The sequence below is a fragment of the Dyella sp. 05T440 genome (assembly GCF_056395965.1).
Genome location: NZ_JBFTKN010000017.1, coordinates 41,517 through 62,531, shown reverse-complemented (window position 1 = coordinate 62,531; position 21,015 = coordinate 41,517). Strand labels below are relative to the sequence as shown.

Sequence of the window (21,015 nt, the reverse complement as noted above, 5' to 3'; positions counted from 1 at the left end):
GTGTTCACGGACTCGTGGTGGCCGGTTCGGCAAGCCGGATGCCACGCATCGCGCGCAACTGCTGCAGCGTGTCCTGCGTGGCCGTCGCATGCTCAGGCACCACTGTGTACGCCCCCACATCGTTGGGGCCGCCCACCACCTGCAGCTGCAGCGAATGCAGCAGGTGGTCCCAGTCGGCCAGCTTCATGTTGGCGTCCGGCACCACGTGGATGGCGCCCGGCATGGCCACCGGCGATGGCTGGCTGAGGGTGCGATACGGTTGCGCAGCATCTTCGGACCACAGCTTCACGCCCAGCACGCCGATGCCCAGCGCCTGTACCAGCACGGCGGCCACCAGCGCACGCTGGAACCAGGTGCCGCTGCGCGCGTGCGCCGTGGTTTCCTGGACCTGGTCGTCGATGCGGGTCATCAGGCGCTTGAGGCCGACCTCCGGATCGAGCTGTACGTCCGTGGGTAGCGCAAGTGCAAGCCGCAACTGGCTCTGCTGCGCGAATTCCTCGCGGCAGGCCTCACATTGCGCAAGGTGCTCGGTGAGCCAGGCGCTCTGCTCCTGCGGGGCGCTGTCCTGCAGCACCCACGGCATCGCTTCCCAGGCTCGGGAACAGTCCCTGTCAGTATCCTTCGTCAACTTCATGGCACGCTCTCTTTCTGCGTGAGCTGGTCACCAGCCAAGGCTGGCAGTACGTTTCGTAATTTCACTCGGGCGTGGAACAGGCGCGCCTTCACCGTGCCCACCGGGCATTGCATGATGGTGGCCACGTCATCCAGCGTGTGGCCCACGCCATAAACCAGTTCCACCACCACGCGCTGGTCGGCCGACAGCCGCTCCATGCCCTTGCCCAGCCAGTCGCGCAGTTCGCGGTCCTCGCCGGGGTCGTGGGAGGGCATGCGGTCTTCGGGCATGCCTTCGTCGTCCACCGGTTCGTCGCCGCGCTGGCGCAGCGCCTTCAGGCCGCAGCGGTAGGCGATGCCGATGATCCAGGTGGACACCCGCGACTCGCCCTTGAAGCTGCCGGCCTTCTGCCAGACGATCCAGAAGCAGTCGTTGATGACCTCTTCGATCAGGTCGGCCCGCCGCGTCAGCCGCGACAGGAACCGGCACAAGCGTCCGTGATAGCTGCGGTAAAGCGTCGCCAGCGCGGCGCGGTCGCCCGCGACCATGCGTTGAAGCAGCAGGCGGTCTGTCTCGTCAGCGTCGATATCGGCGTCTTTCATGGCTAGAACTACCCATGGGGGTTACCACGTAAGTGCCCGCCCAGGCCGAAATGGTTGCGTGATCAAAAAGTGAACGAAATCGTGGCAACCCAAGGCGAGGCGGCCAGGTTTTCCACCCGCATGGCATGGTCGACCACCATGCGATCGACCTCCACGCGCCACGGGCCCTGGCTCCAGATCAGGCCAAGATGTCCGTAGCCATAAGAGTTTACGCGGTCGCCGCCGTGATAGCCGTAACTGCTGTGGCCGTTGGGGTAGGTCACGTAATAGGGCACCTGGGCCTGGGCATAGCCGGCCCCCGCGGAAAACGAGAATTGCCAGGGCAAGGGCCAGTGGAAGCCCACGTCGGCGGCGCCGCGCAGCTTGTGGCTGCTGCTGCCGACGGGCTGGATGGCGGAGACGCCCAGGGTGAGCACGTCGCGGTAGATCCAGTTGGTGCTGGCTTCCACACGGTTGAAGGTGCCGCCGCCGCGGCTGGGATAGTCGTAGTAGATGAGCCCGGCCTGGAATTGCCAGTCCGGTGTCAGTCGCCAGTAATGGGATGCCTGCACGAAGGCTTCGGCCAGCGGCGAAAGATCGCGTACTTCCCCGCTGGCCGAGGCGCCGAAGACCCAGCCCGAGGGCAGGCTCACCGAGCCGGCCGCCTGCAGGATGGCGGTGTCGGGCGTAATCGCCAGGCCGCGGTCCACCAGTTGGGAACTGAGCGCCACGGTGCCGCTCCAGGTCGCGGTCTGCGCCTGCGCCACTGGCCACGGCAGCCCGGCGCCCGTGGCCAGAGCCGCGAGCGCAAGGCGACGATGAAGCCGTCGCGGTATCACCTTCAGGCACCCACACCCGCACGCCGCGGAAGCTGGCCCGCCGCGGGAAGAGGTACCTGGCAATCACTGGCTAAAAAATCGACCTGCAACATCGGTCCTTTGAGCGAGCCGCGTCGGCGCCGTCCAAGGTTAGTAGGAGGAAGGCGTTTGTGCACACACCAGGCGCGGTGTTCTCAATGGTTCGACTGCAGATACGAGATCAGGTCGTCGAGCTGCTTGGCATCGTTGAGGCCCGAATACTTCATCTTGGTGCCGGGATTGGCCTGTTTTGCAGGCTGTGACAGGTACCAGTGCAGCTTGTCCTCGGTCCACACCCATTTCGCATTCTTCAGCGCATCGGAGTAGTTGTAGTCGGAAATGCTGCCGGCGTTGCGGCCCACGATGCCGAACAGGCTGGGTCCTTTCTTGTTCTTGCCTTCCCTGGGGCTGTGGCATTCGGAGCATTCCTGCTTGAACACATCTTTGCCGGCATCGGCGTCGCCGGCCAGCGCGGGCAGGGCGCCCGCGCCGTAGCACAACATACCGGTCATCAAGGCGCAGCGCGCCGCTCTTGCAAGCCTTGCTTTGGTCACGTCCAGGCTCCTAGGGGGGTGTCAGAACGCAACACTTGCGCTCAAGGTGAAGGCGTTGAGATCTTTCGCATCGGTGATCAGCGCGCCGGGCGGCGCACCGAAAATGTTTGCGCTCGCGCCGTTGAAGCGCGTGAAGCGGTACCACGTGGCGGCGAGTTTCAGATTGGCAAGCGAGGTGAACGAGTCGTCCTTGCCAAACGGCGTCCAGTACAAGGTGATCATGTTGGCGGTGCTGTCGGGCTTGCCATAAGGCGGGTAACGCGCCGGGTCCTGGCTGCCCGTGCTGATCAGATGCGCCACCTGCAGCGCGTAGCTCTGCTTAAAGGTGTAGGTCACGCTCAGTGTCTGATCGCGTGCGTTGCCGTTGGGCTTGGCCACGATGCCGTTGATGGTCGGCGTGCTGCCATAGTCGCGTTGTTCCAGGATGTTTACGTAGCTCGCCTGGATGATGTTCTCGCGATTGCCCAGGAACTGGTAGGTGAGGTCGTAGCCCAGATCGGTGATGTCGTCGCTGGGTCCATTGCGTGGCAACTGGCGCTTGGTAGTGAGCGCCACCACGCCGGCGGAGAAGAACTGCCGCTTCATGTCCTTCATGTAAGCGAAGCGGAAATAACCGGTATCGCTGATATGGCCCGGATCGCTGGCCGGGTTGAAGCCCAGGTGATCCTGCACCGAGGTCGGCATGGTGTTGTAGGTGCCGACTTCGCCGTACCAGTCATTGTTGTAAAGGGCATACACGCTGCCGCCGATCACGCGGTTGTAAAGCGTGTTCGCGCTGGACAGGTTGAGCAGGGTGCCGGACACGGCCGGCGGGCCCAGGCCCGACGCATACGGCAGTGCGGAGATCGGATCGTCGAATCCGGGGCTGTTGTTGACGCTCACGCCAACGATGGTGTCCTTGCCGGCGACCTTCAGATCCTTCGCCACGAAGCGCAGGTCCAGGTTGCTCAGCTTGGTGTTGTAGTGATCGTCGCCGGTGTTTTCCGTCACCACCTTGACGAAGCCGCCCAGGTGATCGCTGATGCGGCCGGCGAGATAGACGTCCACCTCGGTGAGCTCGGTGGTGTTGTCGCCGCGCGCGGGCACGTTGTGCGCGCCGGTGAGCTGCGCCGCCACCGGAATCTTGGTGCCCTGGCCGTCGGTGTCGGTGTAACCGTTGAGCTTGAAGCGCATGCCGTAGGGCGTGAGTGCCGGGCCGTAGGCGCCGGCGTGGCAGTCGGCGCAGGCGTTGCCGGTCTGGCGGGCATAGGCAGGCACGGCATGGGCGCGGTTGCTGGCCAGCATCAGGCATGCAATCAGCAGGATCCACGGCGCATACGCGGCCCGGTGCAGGATTCGGGTCAGAGAGGGCGACATGAAAGCTCCTTGTCTCGGGTGGTGCGGCGGTAGGGGCGGGCTCCGACGCTCATCAGGGACGACGCTTCGGCAACATCATGCGTAGCGTTCGGTCACGCAGTACAAAGTGGTGCCACAACGCGGCGCCCGCGTGCAGCGTGATGAAGGCAAGCAGCACCCAGGCCACATCCTGGTGCCAGGTGGTCAGCGTGTCGGCGAGGTCTTCGTCGCTGGCCACCAGCGTCGGCAGGGTGAGGCCGAGAAAATGCACCGGCTTGTCCTCGGCGTTGCTGAGCGCCCAGCCCAACAGCGGCTGGACCAGCAGCAAGACGTACAACGCCACATGCGTCGACCCCGCGGCGAGGCGGAGCAGGGCGGAGGTATTGCCCTCGCTGGGCAGCTTGCCCACGCGGAAGCGATAGGCCACGCGGGCCACGAAGAGCAGCAGAATGAACAGGCCGAAATGACGGTGGCCTTCCAGCAGCCACAGCCGCAGGCTGCGACCGTCCACCTGGTCGCGCCACAGGATGAGGGTGGCGGCAACGATGAGAAACAGCACCGTCAGCCAGTGCATGACGACCAGGGCGCGTGGCCGCGTCGGCGCGTCCTCCTGCAGGCGAGGATCAACGCTGGGCGTCTCGTCGGCATGTGTTGCTGGCGGCGCGTCTTTCTGCCATTCCATGTCCAGACCTCTGCATCTCAATCGGGGGCATCCACCTCGCACGCGTCCCTCCGGGAACGACCTGGGGACAGGGGGGCGCGTGGAATGAAACTCACTTTGTGCGGGTATGTGCCAGGAAGGCGCGGAAAGGTTGTCGGGGATCTGACGGCCCGCGCGTGAGGCAACCTTTCGCGATGGGGCTGGCACTCAGTTGCGTGGGTCGTCGTCGACGGCCCCTGAGCCCCGGCCGAGAACATGGAAATCGAACGCGTCCAGTTGCAGAAACATGGTGATCACGGCGGCATGCTCATTGCCCTTGAGCAAGACCGCAACGTGCCCTTCGAAATTCGTCGCGTGTATTACATCTTCGCGACCCAGCACGACGTGCACCGCGGCAAGCATGCGCACCGCCATCTGCACCAGCTTGCCGTGGCCGTGCGCGGCTCGGTCACCTTCATGCTCGATGACGGCACCGGGCCGGTCGAGGTCGTGCTCAACGACCCGTCGCAGGGCCTGCTGCTTGGCCGCATGGTGTGGCGCGAGCTATACGACTTCAGCGACGACTGCGTGCTGATGGTGCTGGCCGACCATCTTTATGACCCCGCCGACTACATCACCGACTACGACGAGTTCCTGCGCGAAGTGCGCGGTGTCGTCTTTGCCACGGAACTGGTCGCATGCCAAAGCGCCTAGTCCTGATCGGGGCGGGCGAGATGGCGCAGATCGCCTGCGAATACTTCGAGCACGACAGTGACTACGAAGTCGCCGGCTTCAGTGTCGAAAGGCAATACCTGACCCAATCCACGCTGGCTGACCGGCCGGTGGTTCCCTATGAAGAACTGGAGACGCATTACCCGCCCGGGGAGTTCGATGCGTTCGTGGCCATTCCCGCCAGCCAGCTCAACCGCCTGCGCACGCGCTTCTACCTCGACGCCAAGCGACGCGGCTACAACTTCGCCACCTATGTGAGTTCGCGCGCCTTCGTGTGGCGCAATGCAGAGATCGGCGAGAACAGTTTCATCTTCGAGAACAATGTGATCCAGCCATTCGTTCGCATCGGCAACAACTGCATCTTGTGGAGCGGCAACCACGTGGGTCACCGCACGGTGGTGCGCGATCACGTATTCGTCGCTTCGCATGCCGTGATTTCCGGCTTTTGCGAAATCGGCGAGAGCAGCTTCATCGGGGTCAACACCACTTTCAACGACCACATCAAGGTGGCCGCGGACAACGTGATCGGTTCCGGTGCGCTGGTGCATCGGGACACCGAGCAAGGGCGCATCTACGTCGGCTCGCCTGCCAAGGCGGTGCCGGACCGATCCAGCTTTGACGTGAGGCTCTGACGCCCATGGCGGCGTGGCGCAAGCAGGGGCTGGTATTTGATACCGCGCGGCAGGGCGTGGGCGGGTGGATGCGTCATTCTGCCCTGACGCCTACGCCGTGGCGACTGGATGACGAAACCATCCGCGTCTACGCGGGGTTTCGCGACGAGGACGGGGTCAGCCGCATCGGCTATGTCGACGTGCGAGCGAGCGATCCTTCAAAAGTATTGCGGGTCAGTGCGGAGCCCGTGCTCGACATCGGGCGCGGCGGCTGTTTCGACGACAACGGCATGATCCTGGGTGACATCGTGCAGGCGCCCGGTGGCCTGCATATGTTCTACGTGGGTTTCCAGCGCGTGGCACGCGCGAAGTTCCTGGCCTTCACCGGCCTGGCCGTGTCCTCCGACGGTGGCGAGCATTTCGAGCGCGTGCAGGAAACCCCCATCCTCGACCGCGCGCCGGGGCGCAGCACCATAGCGGCCGTGCACTCGGCCATGTTTGAGGGCGGGCAATGGCGCCTGTGGTATGCCGTGGGTGATGACTGGGAAGTCATCGACGGGCGTCCATTTCCCCGCTACCACATTCGTTGCGCGAGCACCGACGACCTCTCGCGCATCCCACGCGAGGACCACGTCTGCCTGCAGCCGCGAGGCAGCGAGTACCGCATCGGGAGACCGCGCGTGTATCGCATGAATGGCCGGTACGCGATGTATTTCACCCGCGGCAACGTTGGCGGCGATTATTTCCCTGGCGTGGCCTTCAGCGACGACGGCATCCACTGGGAACGCCGCGACGAGGCCCTGGGCATGGCCTTGTCCGAGAGCGGCTGGGACTCGCGGACCATCTGCTACCCGGCCTTGATCGAGCGCGGCGACGACGTACTGATGTTCTACAACGGCAACGACATGGGCCTGGATGGCTTCGGCGTGGCCGTGGCCCGAGAGCCGCTGGCGGGGATGGCGCATGTTTAGGCTGCGCCCGTATCGCGCCGAGGACGCCGCCGCGTGGGACGCCGTGGTGGGCCGTTCGCGCAACGGCAACTTTCTGCATCGACGCGGCTACATGGACTATCACGCTGATCGTTTCCTCGACAGTTCGCTGGTGGTGGAACGCGGCACCGAGATCGTCGCCGTATTTCCCGCCAGCCGTCGCGACAACGTGGTCACCAGCCATGGCGGCCTGACCTATGCCGGCCTGATTACTACCCACGACCTGCGCGCCGACTCCACCTTGTCGGTGTTCGAGATGATGGGCGAGCACTACCAGCAGGCGGCCGTGGATCGTCTGATCTACAAGGCGGTGCCGCATATCTTCCATGCCTATCCGTCGGAAGAGGATCTCTACGCCCTGCAGCGGGTGGGCGCCAACCTGAAGCGGCGCGACATCTCCTCGGTGGTGCCGCTGCAGCACGCCGTCGGGTTTTCCGAGGCGCGCCGGCGGGCGATCCGGCGTGCGCGTGCGATGGGCGTGGAAGTTCGTCGCAGCGACGATCTGGCCGGCTATCACGCGCTGCTTGGCGACGTGCTGCGCCGGCACGACGCCGTGCCGACGCACACCCTGGCCGAGCTGCAACTCCTGCGCGAGCGTTTTCCGGGACAGATCACCTTGCACGAAGCGCGGCAGGGCGATGTGCTGCTTGCCGGTGCGCTGGTCTACGACTTTGGCCGCACGGTGCATACGCAATACCTCGCCGCGTCGGAGGAGGGCAGGCGCGTTGATGCGCTGAGCCTGCTGCTGGGCAGCCTGGTCACCGAGGCCTATGCGGACCGCAGTTATCTGAGTTTCGGCATCTCGACCGAGCAGGAGGGCACGGTGCTCAACAGCGGCCTGATCGCGCAGAAGGAATCGTTCGGCGCCCGCGGCATCGTGCACGATATCTACGAGTGGGTGCTGTGATGGACGTGCCCTTTCTCTCCCTGCGCGATGTCAATGCCCGTTACGCCGACGAGCTGAAGGCGGCTGCGTCGCGCGTGATCGACTCGGGCTGGTACGTGATGGGTGATGAACTGGCCGCGTTCGAGCGCGAGTTCGCGGGGTACTGCGGCGTTGCCCATGCCGTGGGCGTGGGCAACGGCCTGGATGCCTTGTCGCTGATCCTGCGTGGCTACAAGGAACTCGGTGCGCTGCGCGACGGCGACGAAGTCATCGTTCCCGCCAACACCTTCATCGCCACCTTGCTGGCGATCACCGCCAATCAACTGGTGCCGGTGCTGGTGGAGCCGGATCCGGCGACCTTCAACCTTGATCCGCAGCGCGTGGAGGCGGCCATTGGCCCACGCACGCGCGCCATCATGCCGGTGCACCTGTACGGCCAGCTGGCGGATATGGCCGCGCTATCGGGCATCGCCGGCCAGCACAAGCTGCTGCTGATCGAAGATGCCGCCCAGGCGCACGGCGCCAGCAGCGAAGGGCAGCGCGCGGGCGCTTTCGGCGACGCGGCCGGATTCAGTTTTTTCCCGGCCAAGAACCTGGGCGCGCTGGGCGATGGCGGCGCCGTCGTCACCAACGACGACGAACTGGCGGCGCGCGTGAAAGCCTTGCGCAACTACGGCTCGGAAGTGAAGTACCAGCATCTGTACCAAGGCGCCAATTCGCGGCTGGATGAAATCCAGGCCGCCATGTTGCGGGTGAAGCTGGCGCATCTGGATGAGGAGGTGGCGATCCGCCGCGAAGTGGCCAGCCGCTATCGCGCAGGCATCGATCACCCCCGCATCGTGTTGCCGCGCGTCGAGAGCAACGAGCGCCACGCATGGCATCTGTTCGTGATTCGCTGTGGCCAGCGCGACGCGCTGCGCCGACATCTGGAAGCCCAGGGCGTGCATAGCCAGGTGCATTACCCGGTGCCGCCGCATCGGCAGGCGGCGTATCCGTCCTTGCACACGTTGAGCCTGCCCATCACCGAGCAGTTGCACGATGAAGTGCTGAGCTTGCCGATGGGGCCGACCATGAATGACCAGGCGATCGAACGCGTGGTCGCCGCCTGCAATGCATTCGAGCGTGCGCCATGAACATCCTGCGCGCCGGTTTCTATGCCTCCTTCGCCACCGCGGCAAAACTGCTCGCGGGCCTGGTGATACTCAAGCTGGTGGCGTGGATGGCGGGGCCGGAGGGCGTGGGCCGGCTGGGCCAGTTCATGAGCCTGATGTCCATGCTGGCGGTGCTGGCCGGCGGCGGCATCAGTGCGGGCGTGGTCAAGTACGTCGCCGAATATCGGGATCATCCCGAGCGCCTGTCGCGTCTGCTGTCAGCCGCGCTGTGGTATGCGCTGTGCGCGTCCTGCCTGATCGGTTGTCTCGGCCTGCTGCTCAGCCGGCAACTGGCCGGCTGGCTGCTGGGCGATATCCGCTATCAGGGCTTGATTGCCGTGCTGGCGGCTGCGCAATTGGGCATTGCGCTGATCAACTACATCCTTGCCGTGATCAATGGCTTCATGGATGTGAAGCGCCTGGCCTTCGTGCAGGCGCTGGGTTCGTTGCTAAGCATCGTGGTGGCCTTGCTGCTGGCGCGCTGGCTGCAGCTCTACGGCGCGCTGCTGGCGCTCGTGATCGGGCAGCTGCTGGTGCTCGCCGTGGGCCTGCCGGCGTGGTGGCGCAGCCCGTATTTCCACCGCGGCATGTTGCGCATTCGTTTTGACCGCGACATGACGCTGCGGCTGGCGACCTTCTCGGTGATGACGCTGACCTCCGCGCTGGTGCCGCCGCTGGTCAATATCGCCGTGCGCGATCATCTGGCCGCGCAGTTCGGCTGGGGGCAGGTGGGTTACTGGCAGGCGGTGAGCAAGGTGTCGGACGCCTATCTGTTGTTCCTCACTACCGCCATCAATGTCTACTACCTGCCGAAACTGGCCTCGACCCACGAGCGCGCGCCGCTGCTGGCGGAACTGCGCCTCGCCTATCGCTACATCATGCCGGCCGTGCTGCTGCTGGCGGTGGGCATCTATGTCTGCCGCGGCTGGGTGACGGCGCTGCTGTTCAGCGCGGATTTCTCCGCCGCCAACAGCCTGTACGCGCCGCAGCTGGTCGGCGACGTGGTGAAGATCGCCTCGTTCGTACTCTCCTACGTGATGCTCGCCAAGGCCATGACGCGGCTGTTTGTGGCTTCGGAATTCGCCTTCGCGATCAGCTATGTGGTGCTGGTGTACCTGTTCACCGCGCGCTTCGGGCTGGTCGGGGCGATGTACGCATTTACGGTGAACTACGCGCTGTACCTGGTCTTCAACGTGATCGTGGTACGCCGCTACCTGAGGGAGCTATGACGATGAACGACGCCAAGCCGACGGGGGCACGCATGCCGCTGGTCTCCATCCTGGTGCCCGCGTTCAATCACGAGCGGTTCGTGGAACGCTGTCTGGACAGCGTGCTGGAGGATCCGTACCCGTGCAAGGAAATCGTGATCATCGATGACGGTTCCACGGACGATACGGGTCTGCGCATTGCCGCGTGGATCGCCAGGCACGGCAACGACGTGCCGGTGGAGTACGTGCGTCGCGCCAACAAGGGCGTGGCGGCCACGCTCAACGAGCTGGCGGCGCGGGCGCGTGGCGAATTTCTGCGGCTGGGCGCGAGCGACGATTACCTGCTGCCGGGCGGCCTCGACGCGCAGGTCGACTATCTGCTGGCGCATCCCGACAAATGGGCGGTGATCGGCGATTCGGAAGTGGTGGATCAGGACGGACATCGCCTGTACGACAGCGGCATGCGCGACCTGCACCACGCGGACAAGGGGCTGTATGGCAGTGCCGAGGGCATCCGCCGCGCGGTGATCACCCAGTGGGCCATCGGTGGGCCGGTGACGCTGGTGCGCCGCCGCGCGCTGGAAACCGTGGCCGGATGGAGCGAGACCCTGCGTATCGACGACTGGGATTTCTTCCTGCGCCTGGCCGCGCATGACGCGATCGGCTTCATCGATCGCAATGTGTGCGCCTACCGCATCCATGGCAACAACTTGAGCCGCACGCGCGACACGCGTACGCGCATCCATAACCTGATGGAGGCGCGCGACGTGGCGATCCGGCGCTCGGCCATGTTCGAAGAGCCGTATCGCACCCTGCTGCTGGCGCAGTCGCATCACATGGGCGCCAAGATCGCCTTCCTCGAGCGACGGGTGTGGGCGGTGGGCGTGCACATGGCGGGCTACGCCTTGCTGAGGTTGATGTCGCGCACGCGCAGCCGCTGGCCGCACCACCAGCTGGAGCGGGCATGAAACAATTGCTGCGCCTGCCGTCGTTCTATATCAGCTTTCCGCTGCTGCTGACCTGCGGGCTGACCCTGCTCAGCTACGACCTGCCGCCGGATTACCTGCAGGGCATCCTGTTGCTGGCGGTGATGGCGGTCGCCATTTTTGTGTTCGATGCGGTGGCTGGCATACGGCTGCCGCGCAGCACGGTGTTCCGTCATCGCGATTACGTGGGCACGCGCGACGGCCTGGTCGCGCTGCTGTTTGCCGGCTTGATCGTGGTGTTCTGCGTGCTCGATCTCACCCTGTTTCCCATCCCGCTGTTCGCGACGCCGTCGGCCTACGCGAACATGGAGGGCGGTCGCGATCATATCCGGCACGTATCGGACATGTGCTGGGTGCTGCCGCCCATCGGCCTGCTCTGCGCGCGCAACAAGTGGCTGCGTGCGGCGCTGGTGGTGGCGGGTTTGCTCTTCCCGGTGCTGGTGATCGATCGCAACCGCATCTTCGCCGCCTTGTTCTCGATGGCGCTGATCTTCCTGTTCCGTCGCGACGACGCGCGCCCCTTGCCGTGGAAGACCGTCACCGTGCTGGCGGTGGGCGGGGCGGTGATGTTCTCGGTGTTGGGCATCCTGCGTTCGGGCACGCTCGACTACGTGACGCTTCCCTTCAGCGACATGTACAAGGCCTCGCCGCAAGGCGTGAAGTGGCTGCTGCTGTACGCCAGCGCGGGGCCGTACAACTTCGGCTCCATTCTCGCCAAGCACTACACGGACAGTCACTTCCTGATCAATCAGCTGGTGCCGATGTCCGGCTCGATTGCCACGGCCGGCACGGGCATCCCGCTGGATGCAGCGAACATCAACGTGGGCACGGAGTTCTTTCCGTTCCTGATGGCGTTCGGCCCCGTCGGCGCCGTGGGATCGATGGTGGCGCTCTACGCGTTGCTGCTGTGGAGCGTGCGGCGGTTGCAGCCCACCGTGCCGCTGTTTGGCTGGCTGATCTTCCTGCGCGTGTCCTATACCTGCCTGATGGCGCCGTTCGCGCCGCAAGCCTTCACCTGGACCAATGCCGGTTTCATCCTGCTGTGCCTGCTGATGCAGCTGATTGCGGCGCTGCTGCCGAACCGCCGGCACGCCCGTCCCCAACACTCCCATGCCCACGCGCTGCCGAGCGGCGTGGTCCCACCTTCTCTTCCATGAGTCACGCCATCATGCAAAACGACGAAGTCTACGTAATGGATCTATGGCACATCCTGGCGCGCGAATGGGCGTGGTTCCTGGCCGGCCTGCTGGTGGTGCTGCTGGCGGTGTTTGCGTATGCGCACACGGCGCGACGACAGTGGGAAGCCACGGCGTTCATCCAGATCGGGCAGGTGCCGGCGCTTCAGGGTACCGATCCCAAGGTGGAGCCTCTGGCGCGCGTCCTTGAACGTCTTCAACTGGTGCCGTTCCAGAACCACGTACTGGCCAATCTGGGCATCAAGGAAGACGCGCCGGAAGCGAAGCTGTATCGCAAGAGCGTGAAACTGGATCCCTTGCCCTATGCCGGCCCCCTGATCAAATTCAGCGTGCGCGGCTGGTCGCCCGAGCAGGCGCGCAAGTTCGCCGAGGCCACCGTGGCGGAGTTGCAGGTCGTGCATCAGGCCTTGATGGCCAAGCCGCTGGCATTGACCCAGGCGCGCCTGGATGAAGTGAGTGCGGACCTGAAGGCGGCCGAGGCCGAACGCAGCCAGTTGTTGCAGGCGGCCACGCCGGCAGGTGCCCATGACAAGGATGCGCAGGGCGCGGGCGTCGCCTCGATGCTGTTGACGGCCACGGATGCGCAGATCCGCGAGCTGCGCCAGACGCAGGGCGAGCTCAGCGTGCGCCTGGCCCATAACTTCACCTACCAGACCTCGCTGATGTGGCCGGTTTACGTGCCTCAAGGGCCGGCATCCCCGAATCTGGCGCTGATCTGGGGCATGGGCGTGCTGTTTGGCCTGTCGTTGGGCGTGTTGGCTGCGATCGTGCGCAATGCGCTGCGCCGCGCGCATGTCGCCACGGTCTCATTCAACCAAACACACGCCTGACGGCACCTACAACGGACCGCATGCGCGGTCGCATCGATCAACCTGCAAACACTGTTGGAATCAGCCATGGAACAAGCGAGCCGGCGCCCCCTGGAAGCCACCTTGAACGAGGCGCAACTGCTCGACACGCAGCGCGCCTTCGACAGCGTGGCCGCCGACTACGACGGTCCGCGCGGCAACAATGAGCTGATCCAGCGCATGCGCGTCACCCTGTGGAATACCGTCTGCCGCGAGGTGCCGGCCAACGGCCAGCTGCTGGACATCGGCTGCGGCACGGGGATCGATGCGCTGGAATTCGCCGGCCGCGGTTACCAGGTGGTGGCCACCGACTGGTCGCCGGCGATGGTGGGACGCACGCGCTCGCGCGCCGCCGTGGCGGGTCTGGAATCGCATGTGGAGGCCAGGCATCTTGGCGTGCAGCAACTGGATCAGCTGCAGGAACAGTTCGACGGCATCTATTCCAATTTCGGTCCGCTCAATTGCGCACCCGACCTGCACGCGGTGGCCGAGCAGTGCGCACGGCTGCTCAAGCCCGGCGGCAAACTGATCTTCTCGGTGATCGGACGCATCTGTCCGTGGGAAATGGGGCACTACGCGATGCGCGGACGCTTCCGCCGCGCCAGCGTGCGCGGCACCCGCGGTCCCGCTGCGGTGGGCATGAACAAGCACACGATCTGGACTTACTACTACCTGCCGCGCGAGTTCTACCGGGCGTTCGCCGATCTGTTCACGCTGGACGACTATCGTGCGCTCAGCCTGTTCATGCCGCCGCCCTACCTGGTGGACTACTACCGTCGCCGCCAGCCCTGGTACGAGAAGCTGGGCCGACTCGACGACCGCCTCGGCGCGCTGCCCTTGCTGCGCGACATGGGCGATCACTTTCTGATCGTGATGCGCAAGCGCTGACGCCATGGACGCCTGGTTCGCTCGAACCCATGCCAGTCTCTGCGGAGCGGCATGCGTCGTGCCTGAGGGCATCACGCGCGGGCCATTGCGGATACGCGGCAGCCGCATCGACGCCTCGGTGCCGGCCTGGGCGCATCGCATCGACCTGCGCGATCACTTGATTTTTCCAGGCCTGATCAACTCGCACGAACACCTGCAGGTGAATGCCGTGCCGCCGTTGCCGGGCGCGCAGGTATTTCCCAACAGCTACGCGTGGATCGAGGCGTTCCAGTCGCACTTCGGCGATGCGGCCGTGTTGGCGGCCCTGCGCGTGCCCAAGGCGCTGCGCCTGCGCCACGGCGCACTGAAAAACCTGTTGGCCGGCACCACCTGCGTGGCGCACCACGATCCCTGGCACGAGGCGCTGGACGCGGAGGATTTCCCGGTGGCGCTGCTGCGCGACTACGGCTGGAGCTATGCGCTGGGCTGGAGCTCGTACGGGCCGCCGGTGCAACAGAGCTTTGCGAAGACGCCGATCGACCAACCCTGGATGATCCATCTGGCCGAAGGCAGCGATGCCACGGCGCAGGGCGAACTGGCGGAGCTGGACGAGCTGGGCTGTCTGGCGGGCCACAGCGTGCTGGTACATGGCGTGGGCATGCGCGAGCAGGATATCGATCGGGTGATCGAACGCGGCGCGGGCGTGGTGTGGTGTCCCACCAGCAATCAACGTCTGCTGGGCTGCACGCTGGATCCCCGTCGCCTGGCCGAGGCGGGACGCCTCGCGCTGGGTACGGATTCCCGGCTCAGCGGTTCGCGCGACCTGCTGGAGGAATTGCGGGCTGCATCGATGCACGGAGACCTCACCCCACAACAGTTGCTTGGCCTAGTCTCCACCGATGCATCGCGACTGCTGCGCCTGCCATGGCACGGCAGCCTGCAGGCTGGCGCGCAGGCCGATCTGCTGATCGTGGAAGACCGCGGCGGCGATCCACGGGCGAGCCTGCTCGGCCTGGAGCGCAGCGACATCCGTGCCGTGGTGCGCGACGGTCTGCCGCGCATTGCCGATACCGACTTTGCCGACTGGTTTGCCGTGGCGGGCGTGGAGACCGTGTCAGTGCTGCTGGATGGTCGTCCCAAATTGCTGGCCAAGGCGCTGGCCGATCCCGAGTTGCTGGCGCTGGAACCGGGGCTCGAACTTGCCACGGTGCGCCACGCGCCGGTCAACGCTGTAACCGCCGAGGCGCGCTGCTGATGCTGCACCACACTCCCATCCTCGATCCCTCCGACGCGTATGCGCTGTGGGCTCCCAGCTACCCGGCGCGGGCGCACAACCCGGTGATGCTGGCTGAAGAACGCGCCATGCTCAGCCTGTTGCCGCAGGATTTCAGCGGACGCAACGTGCTCGACGCCGGCTGCGGCACCGGCCGCTATATGCGGCATGCGGTGCAGCGCGGCGCCGCGCGCGTGGTGGGCGTGGACCTGTCGCCCGACATGTTGATGCGCGCTCACGATGAACTGGGCAACGTTCGTCGACGCGCCTCGATCGAATTGATGCAGGGCAGCCTGGACCAGCTGCCGGTCACCGACGCCTGGGCAGACCTGACCATCTGCGGACTGGCCGTGGGCCATGTCGAACAACTGGAGCCCGTGCTCGCCGAGCTGTGCCGCGTCACCCAGCCGGGCGGCATGGTGTTGTGCAGCGACGTCCATCCGATCGGCCATGCGCTGGGCTGGTTGCGCGACTTCAAGGCCGAGGGCCGTCGCTACGCCGTGCGCCACACGGCCCATCTCTACAGCCACTGGCACGCTGCCTGCGGCAGGCTGGGCCTGGATATCGGCTGCGTGCTCGAACCCATGCTCGACCCCACCGATATTCCGCCCGGCGCGCATTTCGACCGCGCCGCGCTGGAGGTGCCGGTCGCCCTCATTTTCCAGCTGTGGCGCAAGCCATGATCACCGCCACGACACGTCCGCCCATGAACCACGCGCCGCACACGATTCTGATCAACCCGACCATCACGTCGCGTTCCAGCGCGCGCTTTCCGCTGTCGTTGCTGCACCTGTCGACCTCGCTCGATCGTGCGGGCAGCAGTCGCATCATCGACGGCAATATGGAGCGCGACTTCGTCCAGCAGACGCTGCACGCGCTGGATGAAGGCCACTGCACGGCGGTCGGCATCAGCGTGATGGGCGGCCCGCAGATCGAGCCGGCCATCGCGGTGTCACGCGCGATACGCGCGCATCGACCCGACGTGCCCATCGTGTGGGGCGGCTACTTTCCCACGCTGTATACCGAGACGGCCCTGCGAGCGCCGTATGTGGATTACGCGATACGCGGGCAGGGCGAAGACAGCCTGCCGGAACTGGTTGCCGCCTTGCACGCGGGCGCGTCGGACAAGCTTTCCACCATCAACGGCCTGTCGTGGCTCAAGGATGGCGAGCTGGTCAACAACACGAGCCGGCCGTTCTCCCGCAATGGGCCGCCGACGGTATTGCCGTACGAGAAGCTCGGCGATCCCAGCCGCTATCTGGCGCGTACGTTCCTCGGTCGTCGCACGGCTGCGCATCAGGCGTCGGTGGGTTGCCGATTCCGTTGCACGTTCTGTGGCGTGGCCGCGATGTTTGGCGGCGCCACCGCGCTGCCGCCGCTAGAGCGTCTGGAACGCGATCTCAAATACCTGAAGTACGAGCTGGGCGCCGATTCCATCCAGTACTTCGACCACAATTTCTTCGACCGCGAGCAGGACATGATTCCGCTGCTGGAAATCATGGCGCGCTATGAGCTGCCCTGGTGGTGCTATGCGCGCGCGGATGCCTTGCTCAATCTCTCCGAGAGCACCTGGAAGCTGGTGCGCAAGAGTCGCCTGCGCATGGCCTACATCGGCGCGGAATCGGCGAGCCCGACCATGCTGAAGGAAATCCGCAAAGGCACCCGTCCGGACCAGACGCTGGCGGTGGCCGAGCTGTGCCGGCGGCATGGGGTGATCCCCGAGCTGTCCTTCATGGTCGCGCCGCCGGAGAACTCCGAAGAGGAGACCGAGCATACCTTCGAGTTCATCCGCGAACTCAAGCGGGTCAATCCGCAATCGGAAATCATCGTCTACGTCTATACGCCGCTGCCGGAAAGCAGCAAGCACGAGAAGGATCGCGGCAAGCGTGCTTCCACGCCGCTGCTCGACCTCAACGGCGAGCCCCTGGTGTTTCCCTCGACACCGGAGGAATGGACGCAGAAGCGGTGGGTGGACTACGCCTGCCATGCGGATGCGCCATGGGTGACCGACAAGCTGCGTCAACGCATCCACGATTTTGTCACCGTGCTGCGCTGCCGTTATCCGACTGTGCAGGACCTGCGTTCGCCGACCTGGGCCAAGCGCACGCTGTCCGCGGCGGCCTCGTGGCGCTACCGGATGCGTCGCTACGACCGGCCGTGGGAGTTGAATCTCGCCAACCGCCTGGTGCGCCTGCGCATGCCTCAGGTTTCGGGACTCTGACCCGTGCCATTGCATGTTGCGCAGATCAACTTTTTTCCTGCACCGGTGGACCTCATGCCGGCTGACATCCTCCAAACATGGCCTTCGCTGGTGGACATTGCCGAGATCGCCGCGAGCGCAGGCACGCGGGTCAGCGTGGTGCAACTGGCGGCGCATGCGCAGAGCCTGCAGCGCAACGGCGTCGACTATCACTTTGTCGCCGGCCATGACGGCAACGCCACCGATCGCGTACGACGGATCGCCCGGTTGCTCGGCGAGTTGAATGTCGACGTGGCACATGTCCACAGTCTTGGCGCAGCCGGCGATGCCTATGCGCTGTCGCGCGAGCTGCCGCAACTGCCGATCCTGTTGCAGGATCACGCCGACCGCATGCCGCCGCGTTGGCGCCGCCTGCGCTGGCGGCGCTGGTACGCGGCGGCGGCAGGCGTCGCCTTCACCGCGCCGGAACTTGCGCGCCCATACGTGACGGCCGGCCTGCTGGGCTTGTCGACGCGCCTGTTCGTGATACCCGAATCCACCAGCCGCTTCACCCCGGGCAGTCGCGAGCAGGCGCGGGCCGAGACCGGTCTGCACGGTGACCCCTGCGTGGTCTGGGTGGGTCATCTGCAGTCCGGCAAGGATCCCTTGACGGTGCTGGATGGTGTCGCCGAGGCATCAACGCATCTGCCTGGCCTGCAACTGTGGTGCGCCTTTGGCAGCGCGCCGATGCTGGCGCAGGTGCAGCAGCGCATCGATGGCGATGCGCGCCTGCACGGGCGCGTGCATCTGCTGGGCAAGGTGCCTCACGAGCAGGTGCAGTCGCTGATGCGCGCCGCCGATATCTTCGTGTCAGGCAGCCATGCGGAAAGCTGCGGCTACGCCCTGCTGGAGGCGATGGCCTGCGGCGTGACGCCGGTGGTGACCAATATTCCTTCGTTTCGCGCCTTGGTAGGCGACATGGGCGAGCTATGGCCGCGCGGCGACGCCAAGGCGCTGACCAGCGCCTTGTTGCGCAGTGCGACGCGCCGCCCGTCTGCTGCCGACGTGCGCCGTCATTTCGACCGCTGTCTGTCGCTGCAGGCGGTGGGTCGCCGCTGGGCCGACGCGTATGCACAGCTGCACGCCGGTCGGCGGGGAGGCACCGCATGAAACTGGCGCTGGTAGTCCCCGGCGGCGTCGATCGCAGCGGCGAATTCCGCGTGATTCCCGTGTTGCTTGCCTTGATTCGCCGTCTTGCCTGCGAGCACGAAGTGCACGTGTTTGCCCTGCGCCAGGAAGCGTCGGCCGACTGCTGGCATCTGGCCGGCGCGCACATCCACAACATCGGCGATGGCTGGTCGCGCCTGCGCGCCATCCAGGCGATACGCAACGAGCATCGCCGTGCGCCGTTTGACCTGGTGCAGGCGATTTTTTCCGGCTCATGCAGTTTCGTAGCGGTGGCGGCAGCGATGCTGCTGCGCCTGCCCAGCTTCGTGCATATCGCCGGCGGCGAGCTGGTCGCCTTGCACGATATCGGCTATGGCGGCCGCCAGCGCCTGAAAGGGCGGATTCGCGAAGCGCTGGTGCTGCGCAGTGCGGACGCCGTGACCGCGGCGAGCGTGCCCATCATCGACTCGCTGCAGGCGCTGGGATTGCGCGCCCGTCGCGTGCCGCTGGGCGTGGATCTGCGCGCGTGGCCGCCGTTGCCGCCGCGCTGTCGTCGCACCGGTCGCGCGCGCTTGATCCATGTGGCAAGCCTCAATCGCGTCAAGGATCAATCGACCTTGCTGCGGGCGCTGACCGTGCTGGCCGAATCGGGTGTGGATTTCCAGATGGATATCGTGGGCGTGGACACGCTCGATGGCGAGATCCAGCGACTTGCCCGCGAGCTGCGGCTCAACGGCCACGTGCACTTTCATGGTTTCAAGACGCAGCGCGAGTTGCGGCCGATGATGGAAGCGGCCGACGTGCTGGTGATGTCATCGCGCCATGAGGCCGGACCGCTGGTGTTGCTGGAAGCGGCAGTGATGGGGCTGCCCACGGTCGGCACCGCCGTGGGCCATCTGGCGGAATGGTCGCCGAGTGCGGCGTTGGCAGTACCGGTGGGTGATTGGGCAGCGCTGGCGGAGTCGATCCGGCAGGTATTGGCCGATGACGAGCTGCGCCTGCGCCTGGCGGTGGCTGCGCAGCGTCGCGCGGTCACCGAAGATGCGGACTACACCGCCCGCGCCTTCGAAGCACTTTATCTGCAGGTGCTGACGGCCGGTTCCGGGCGCTGAGCCCGGCTCGTGGTGGTTTGCGCCAGCGCGGCGCGCACCACGTACATGGTGTCCATGCGTGGCACCGAACGGGTCAGCAGGGTGACGATGCGGCTCAGCTGGCGCGACTTCACCCATGGCGAGCCTTGCAGCCAGAGCTGGGTGCGGATCATGTCGTCGCGTTCCTGCTTGGCCTCCTCGGAGGGGCGCAGGCGGTTGAGCAGGTAGTGGCCTGCTTCGCGTACCGAGCGCACCCATTCCAGGCCCGGCCACGCATGCAGCCACAGCTCCGAGCAGGACACCTGGGTGAGCGTGTGATGGCGCGAGACGCTGCGCAGCAGCGCATGACAGTCCAATTCCAGCTCGTACAGCAAGGCAGCCGGCACGGCGCCCTGGTAGTAGCGCGACACCAGCTGCAGCGGCGGCAGTGCCCACCACGGTGCCTCGTCGGTGTCGTGATCCCACAGGACATGCCAGTCGTTGCGCTGCATGCGCGAGGCCAGCAGCGAAATGTCGTTGAGATGGATCAGGCGCAGCGTGCGGCTACAGATATTGCCGGCGGCATGCAGCAGCAGATGGCACATCAACGCACCGAGCGAAGGGTAGGGCTGGATGCCCGGCAATGGATGGCGCGGATAGATGCGCTCAGTGATATCGACGGTCGCCACCGGCAGCCGTTCCTGGATACGCGTATGCAGCTCGATATTGACCGGCGTGTCGCGATGGTCGCCCAGGCCCACCGTCGGCGTGCCATGGAGCGGTTTGTAGACGCGGTGTTTCCAGCACGCGTAGGACTGCGCGTAACCCAGCGCTTCCAGCAAGGCGCCGGCGCGTTCGGCGTCGGCTTCGCTGACCAGCAGGTCGATGTCGGCCATCGGCCGTTCGCCCGGCGAGTAGACGCCGAGCGCATGCAACGCCGAACCCTTCAGCGCGACCAGCGCAATACCCGCATGGCGCGCATCGGCATCGATGCGTTTCAGCAGGGAGGCGATGCGTTGATGGCGCAGTGCCACGTGTTCGTACTGGCTGTCGATGAAACGGGACCATCCCGGGTTCTGCCAGCGCGGCTGCAGGGCGAACAATGACGCGACGCCGTGCGCGGCAGCTACCGCGGTGGCCAGCCGCCATTCCAGTTCGGTCCAGCCCGGCGTCTCGCCGCTGGGGTGGGCCAGTTCGGCAGCCAGCATCTCGGTGGTGTGTTTCAGACCGGATTTGATGGCGTCCAGCGGTGGCATGGAGGTGGACATGGCG

At 65.6% G+C, this 21,015-nt stretch carries 22 protein-coding genes; 15 read left to right on the top strand and 7 right to left on the bottom strand.

Features of this window, described 5'->3' with window-relative positions; genetic code table 11:
* Positions 1-4: 4 nt before the first annotated feature.
* From AC1DE1_RS18605 to AC1DE1_RS18580, 6 genes are all read right to left on the bottom strand, one after another.
* Positions 5-634, bottom strand: a complete 630-nt coding sequence (locus AC1DE1_RS18605) for an anti-sigma factor (protein ID WP_441604543.1) — start codon at positions 632-634, stop codon at positions 5-7.
* Positions 631-1,215 carry a sigma-70 family RNA polymerase sigma factor gene (locus AC1DE1_RS18600; RefSeq protein WP_441604544.1) on the bottom strand — a complete coding sequence of 195 codons (585 nt, stop codon included), beginning with the start codon at positions 1,213-1,215 and terminating at the stop codon, positions 631-633. Before AC1DE1_RS18600 ends, AC1DE1_RS18605 begins: the two co-directional genes overlap by 4 nt.
* Before the next feature lie 62 nt (positions 1,216-1,277).
* The gene (locus AC1DE1_RS18595; RefSeq protein WP_477176151.1) at positions 1,278-1,925 is read right to left on the bottom strand and encodes a TorF family putative porin; all 648 of its coding nucleotides are present in this window, start codon (positions 1,923-1,925) and stop codon (positions 1,278-1,280) included.
* A gap of 281 nt (positions 1,926-2,206) precedes the next feature.
* Complete coding sequence (locus AC1DE1_RS18590; protein WP_052950019.1) at positions 2,207-2,554, bottom strand: c-type cytochrome; 348 nt, start codon at positions 2,552-2,554, stop codon at positions 2,207-2,209.
* Between the two features lie 72 nt (positions 2,555-2,626).
* Entirely contained in the window at positions 2,627-3,961 is a 1,335-nt protein-coding gene (locus AC1DE1_RS18585; RefSeq protein WP_477176152.1) for a cytochrome C, read from the bottom strand.
* 52 nt (positions 3,962-4,013) lie between these two features.
* Positions 4,014-4,622 carry a cytochrome b gene (locus AC1DE1_RS18580; protein WP_441604547.1) on the bottom strand — a complete coding sequence of 203 codons (609 nt, stop codon included), beginning with the start codon at positions 4,620-4,622 and terminating at the stop codon, positions 4,014-4,016.
* Between the two features lie 234 nt (positions 4,623-4,856).
* On the opposite strand from AC1DE1_RS18580, the gene AC1DE1_RS18575 reads away from it, so the two are divergent.
* The 15 genes from AC1DE1_RS18575 to AC1DE1_RS18505 are packed head-to-tail and all read left to right on the top strand — an operon-like array spanning position 4,857 to position 19,785.
* Complete coding sequence (locus tag AC1DE1_RS18575; RefSeq protein WP_441604548.1) at positions 4,857-5,294, top strand: sugar 3,4-ketoisomerase; 438 nt, start codon at positions 4,857-4,859, stop codon at positions 5,292-5,294.
* The gene (locus AC1DE1_RS18570) at positions 5,279-5,944 is read left to right on the top strand and encodes an acetyltransferase (protein ID WP_441604549.1); all 666 of its coding nucleotides are present in this window, start codon (positions 5,279-5,281) and stop codon (positions 5,942-5,944) included. The genes AC1DE1_RS18575 and AC1DE1_RS18570 overlap by 16 nt, the downstream gene beginning before the upstream one ends.
* 5 nt (positions 5,945-5,949) lie before the next feature.
* Positions 5,950-6,894, top strand: a complete 945-nt coding sequence (locus AC1DE1_RS18565) for a hypothetical protein (RefSeq protein WP_477176153.1) — start codon at positions 5,950-5,952, stop codon at positions 6,892-6,894.
* Positions 6,887-7,819: a GNAT family N-acetyltransferase gene (locus AC1DE1_RS18560; RefSeq protein ID WP_477176154.1), complete on the top strand. Its 933-nt coding sequence runs from the start codon at positions 6,887-6,889 to the stop codon at positions 7,817-7,819. The genes AC1DE1_RS18565 and AC1DE1_RS18560 overlap by 8 nt, the downstream gene beginning before the upstream one ends.
* On the top strand, positions 7,819-8,931 hold the full coding sequence (locus AC1DE1_RS18555) for a DegT/DnrJ/EryC1/StrS family aminotransferase (protein WP_477176155.1): 1,113 nt from the start codon (positions 7,819-7,821) through the stop codon (positions 8,929-8,931). Before AC1DE1_RS18560 ends, AC1DE1_RS18555 begins: the two co-directional genes overlap by 1 nt.
* On the top strand, positions 8,928-10,178 hold the full coding sequence (locus AC1DE1_RS18550) for an O-antigen translocase (protein ID WP_441604553.1): 1,251 nt from the start codon (positions 8,928-8,930) through the stop codon (positions 10,176-10,178). The genes AC1DE1_RS18555 and AC1DE1_RS18550 overlap by 4 nt, the downstream gene beginning before the upstream one ends.
* Positions 10,179-10,180: 2 nt before the next feature.
* A complete protein-coding gene (locus AC1DE1_RS18545) occupies positions 10,181-11,125 on the top strand; it encodes a glycosyltransferase (protein WP_477176156.1) in 945 nt (314 codons plus the stop codon).
* Positions 11,122-12,300, top strand: a complete 1,179-nt coding sequence (locus tag AC1DE1_RS18540) for a hypothetical protein (protein ID WP_477176157.1) — start codon at positions 11,122-11,124, stop codon at positions 12,298-12,300. Before AC1DE1_RS18545 ends, AC1DE1_RS18540 begins: the two co-directional genes overlap by 4 nt.
* Before the next feature lie 11 nt (positions 12,301-12,311).
* Positions 12,312-13,169, top strand: a complete 858-nt coding sequence (locus AC1DE1_RS18535; protein WP_441604556.1) for a Wzz/FepE/Etk N-terminal domain-containing protein — start codon at positions 12,312-12,314, stop codon at positions 13,167-13,169.
* Positions 13,170-13,223: 54 nt separating this feature from the next.
* Positions 13,224-14,075, top strand: coding sequence for a class I SAM-dependent methyltransferase (locus tag AC1DE1_RS18530; RefSeq protein ID WP_477176159.1), 852 nt, complete (start codon positions 13,224-13,226; stop codon positions 14,073-14,075).
* Between the two features lie 4 nt (positions 14,076-14,079).
* Positions 14,080-15,309, top strand: a complete 1,230-nt coding sequence (locus AC1DE1_RS18525; RefSeq protein ID WP_477176160.1) for an amidohydrolase family protein — start codon at positions 14,080-14,082, stop codon at positions 15,307-15,309.
* Positions 15,309-16,010: a class I SAM-dependent methyltransferase gene (locus AC1DE1_RS18520; protein WP_441604559.1), complete on the top strand. Its 702-nt coding sequence runs from the start codon at positions 15,309-15,311 to the stop codon at positions 16,008-16,010. Before AC1DE1_RS18525 ends, AC1DE1_RS18520 begins: the two co-directional genes overlap by 1 nt.
* A 23-nt stretch (positions 16,011-16,033) precedes the next feature.
* Positions 16,034-17,548 carry a B12-binding domain-containing radical SAM protein gene (locus AC1DE1_RS18515; protein ID WP_477176195.1) on the top strand — a complete coding sequence of 505 codons (1,515 nt, stop codon included), beginning with the start codon at positions 16,034-16,036 and terminating at the stop codon, positions 17,546-17,548.
* A gap of 54 nt (positions 17,549-17,602) precedes the next feature.
* Positions 17,603-18,676 (top strand): glycosyltransferase family 4 protein, encoded by a 1,074-nt coding sequence (locus tag AC1DE1_RS18510; RefSeq protein ID WP_477176196.1) that lies wholly within the window; start codon positions 17,603-17,605, stop codon positions 18,674-18,676.
* On the top strand, positions 18,673-19,785 hold the full coding sequence (locus AC1DE1_RS18505; protein WP_441604560.1) for a glycosyltransferase family 4 protein: 1,113 nt from the start codon (positions 18,673-18,675) through the stop codon (positions 19,783-19,785). Before AC1DE1_RS18510 ends, AC1DE1_RS18505 begins: the two co-directional genes overlap by 4 nt.
* Here AC1DE1_RS18505 and AC1DE1_RS18500 read toward each other — a convergent pair.
* Positions 19,749-20,999: a nucleotidyltransferase family protein gene (locus AC1DE1_RS18500; protein WP_477176197.1), complete on the bottom strand. Its 1,251-nt coding sequence runs from the start codon at positions 20,997-20,999 to the stop codon at positions 19,749-19,751. The two genes, AC1DE1_RS18505 and AC1DE1_RS18500, sit on opposite strands and share 37 nt — an antisense overlap.
* Between the last annotated feature and the right edge of the window lie 16 nt (positions 21,000-21,015).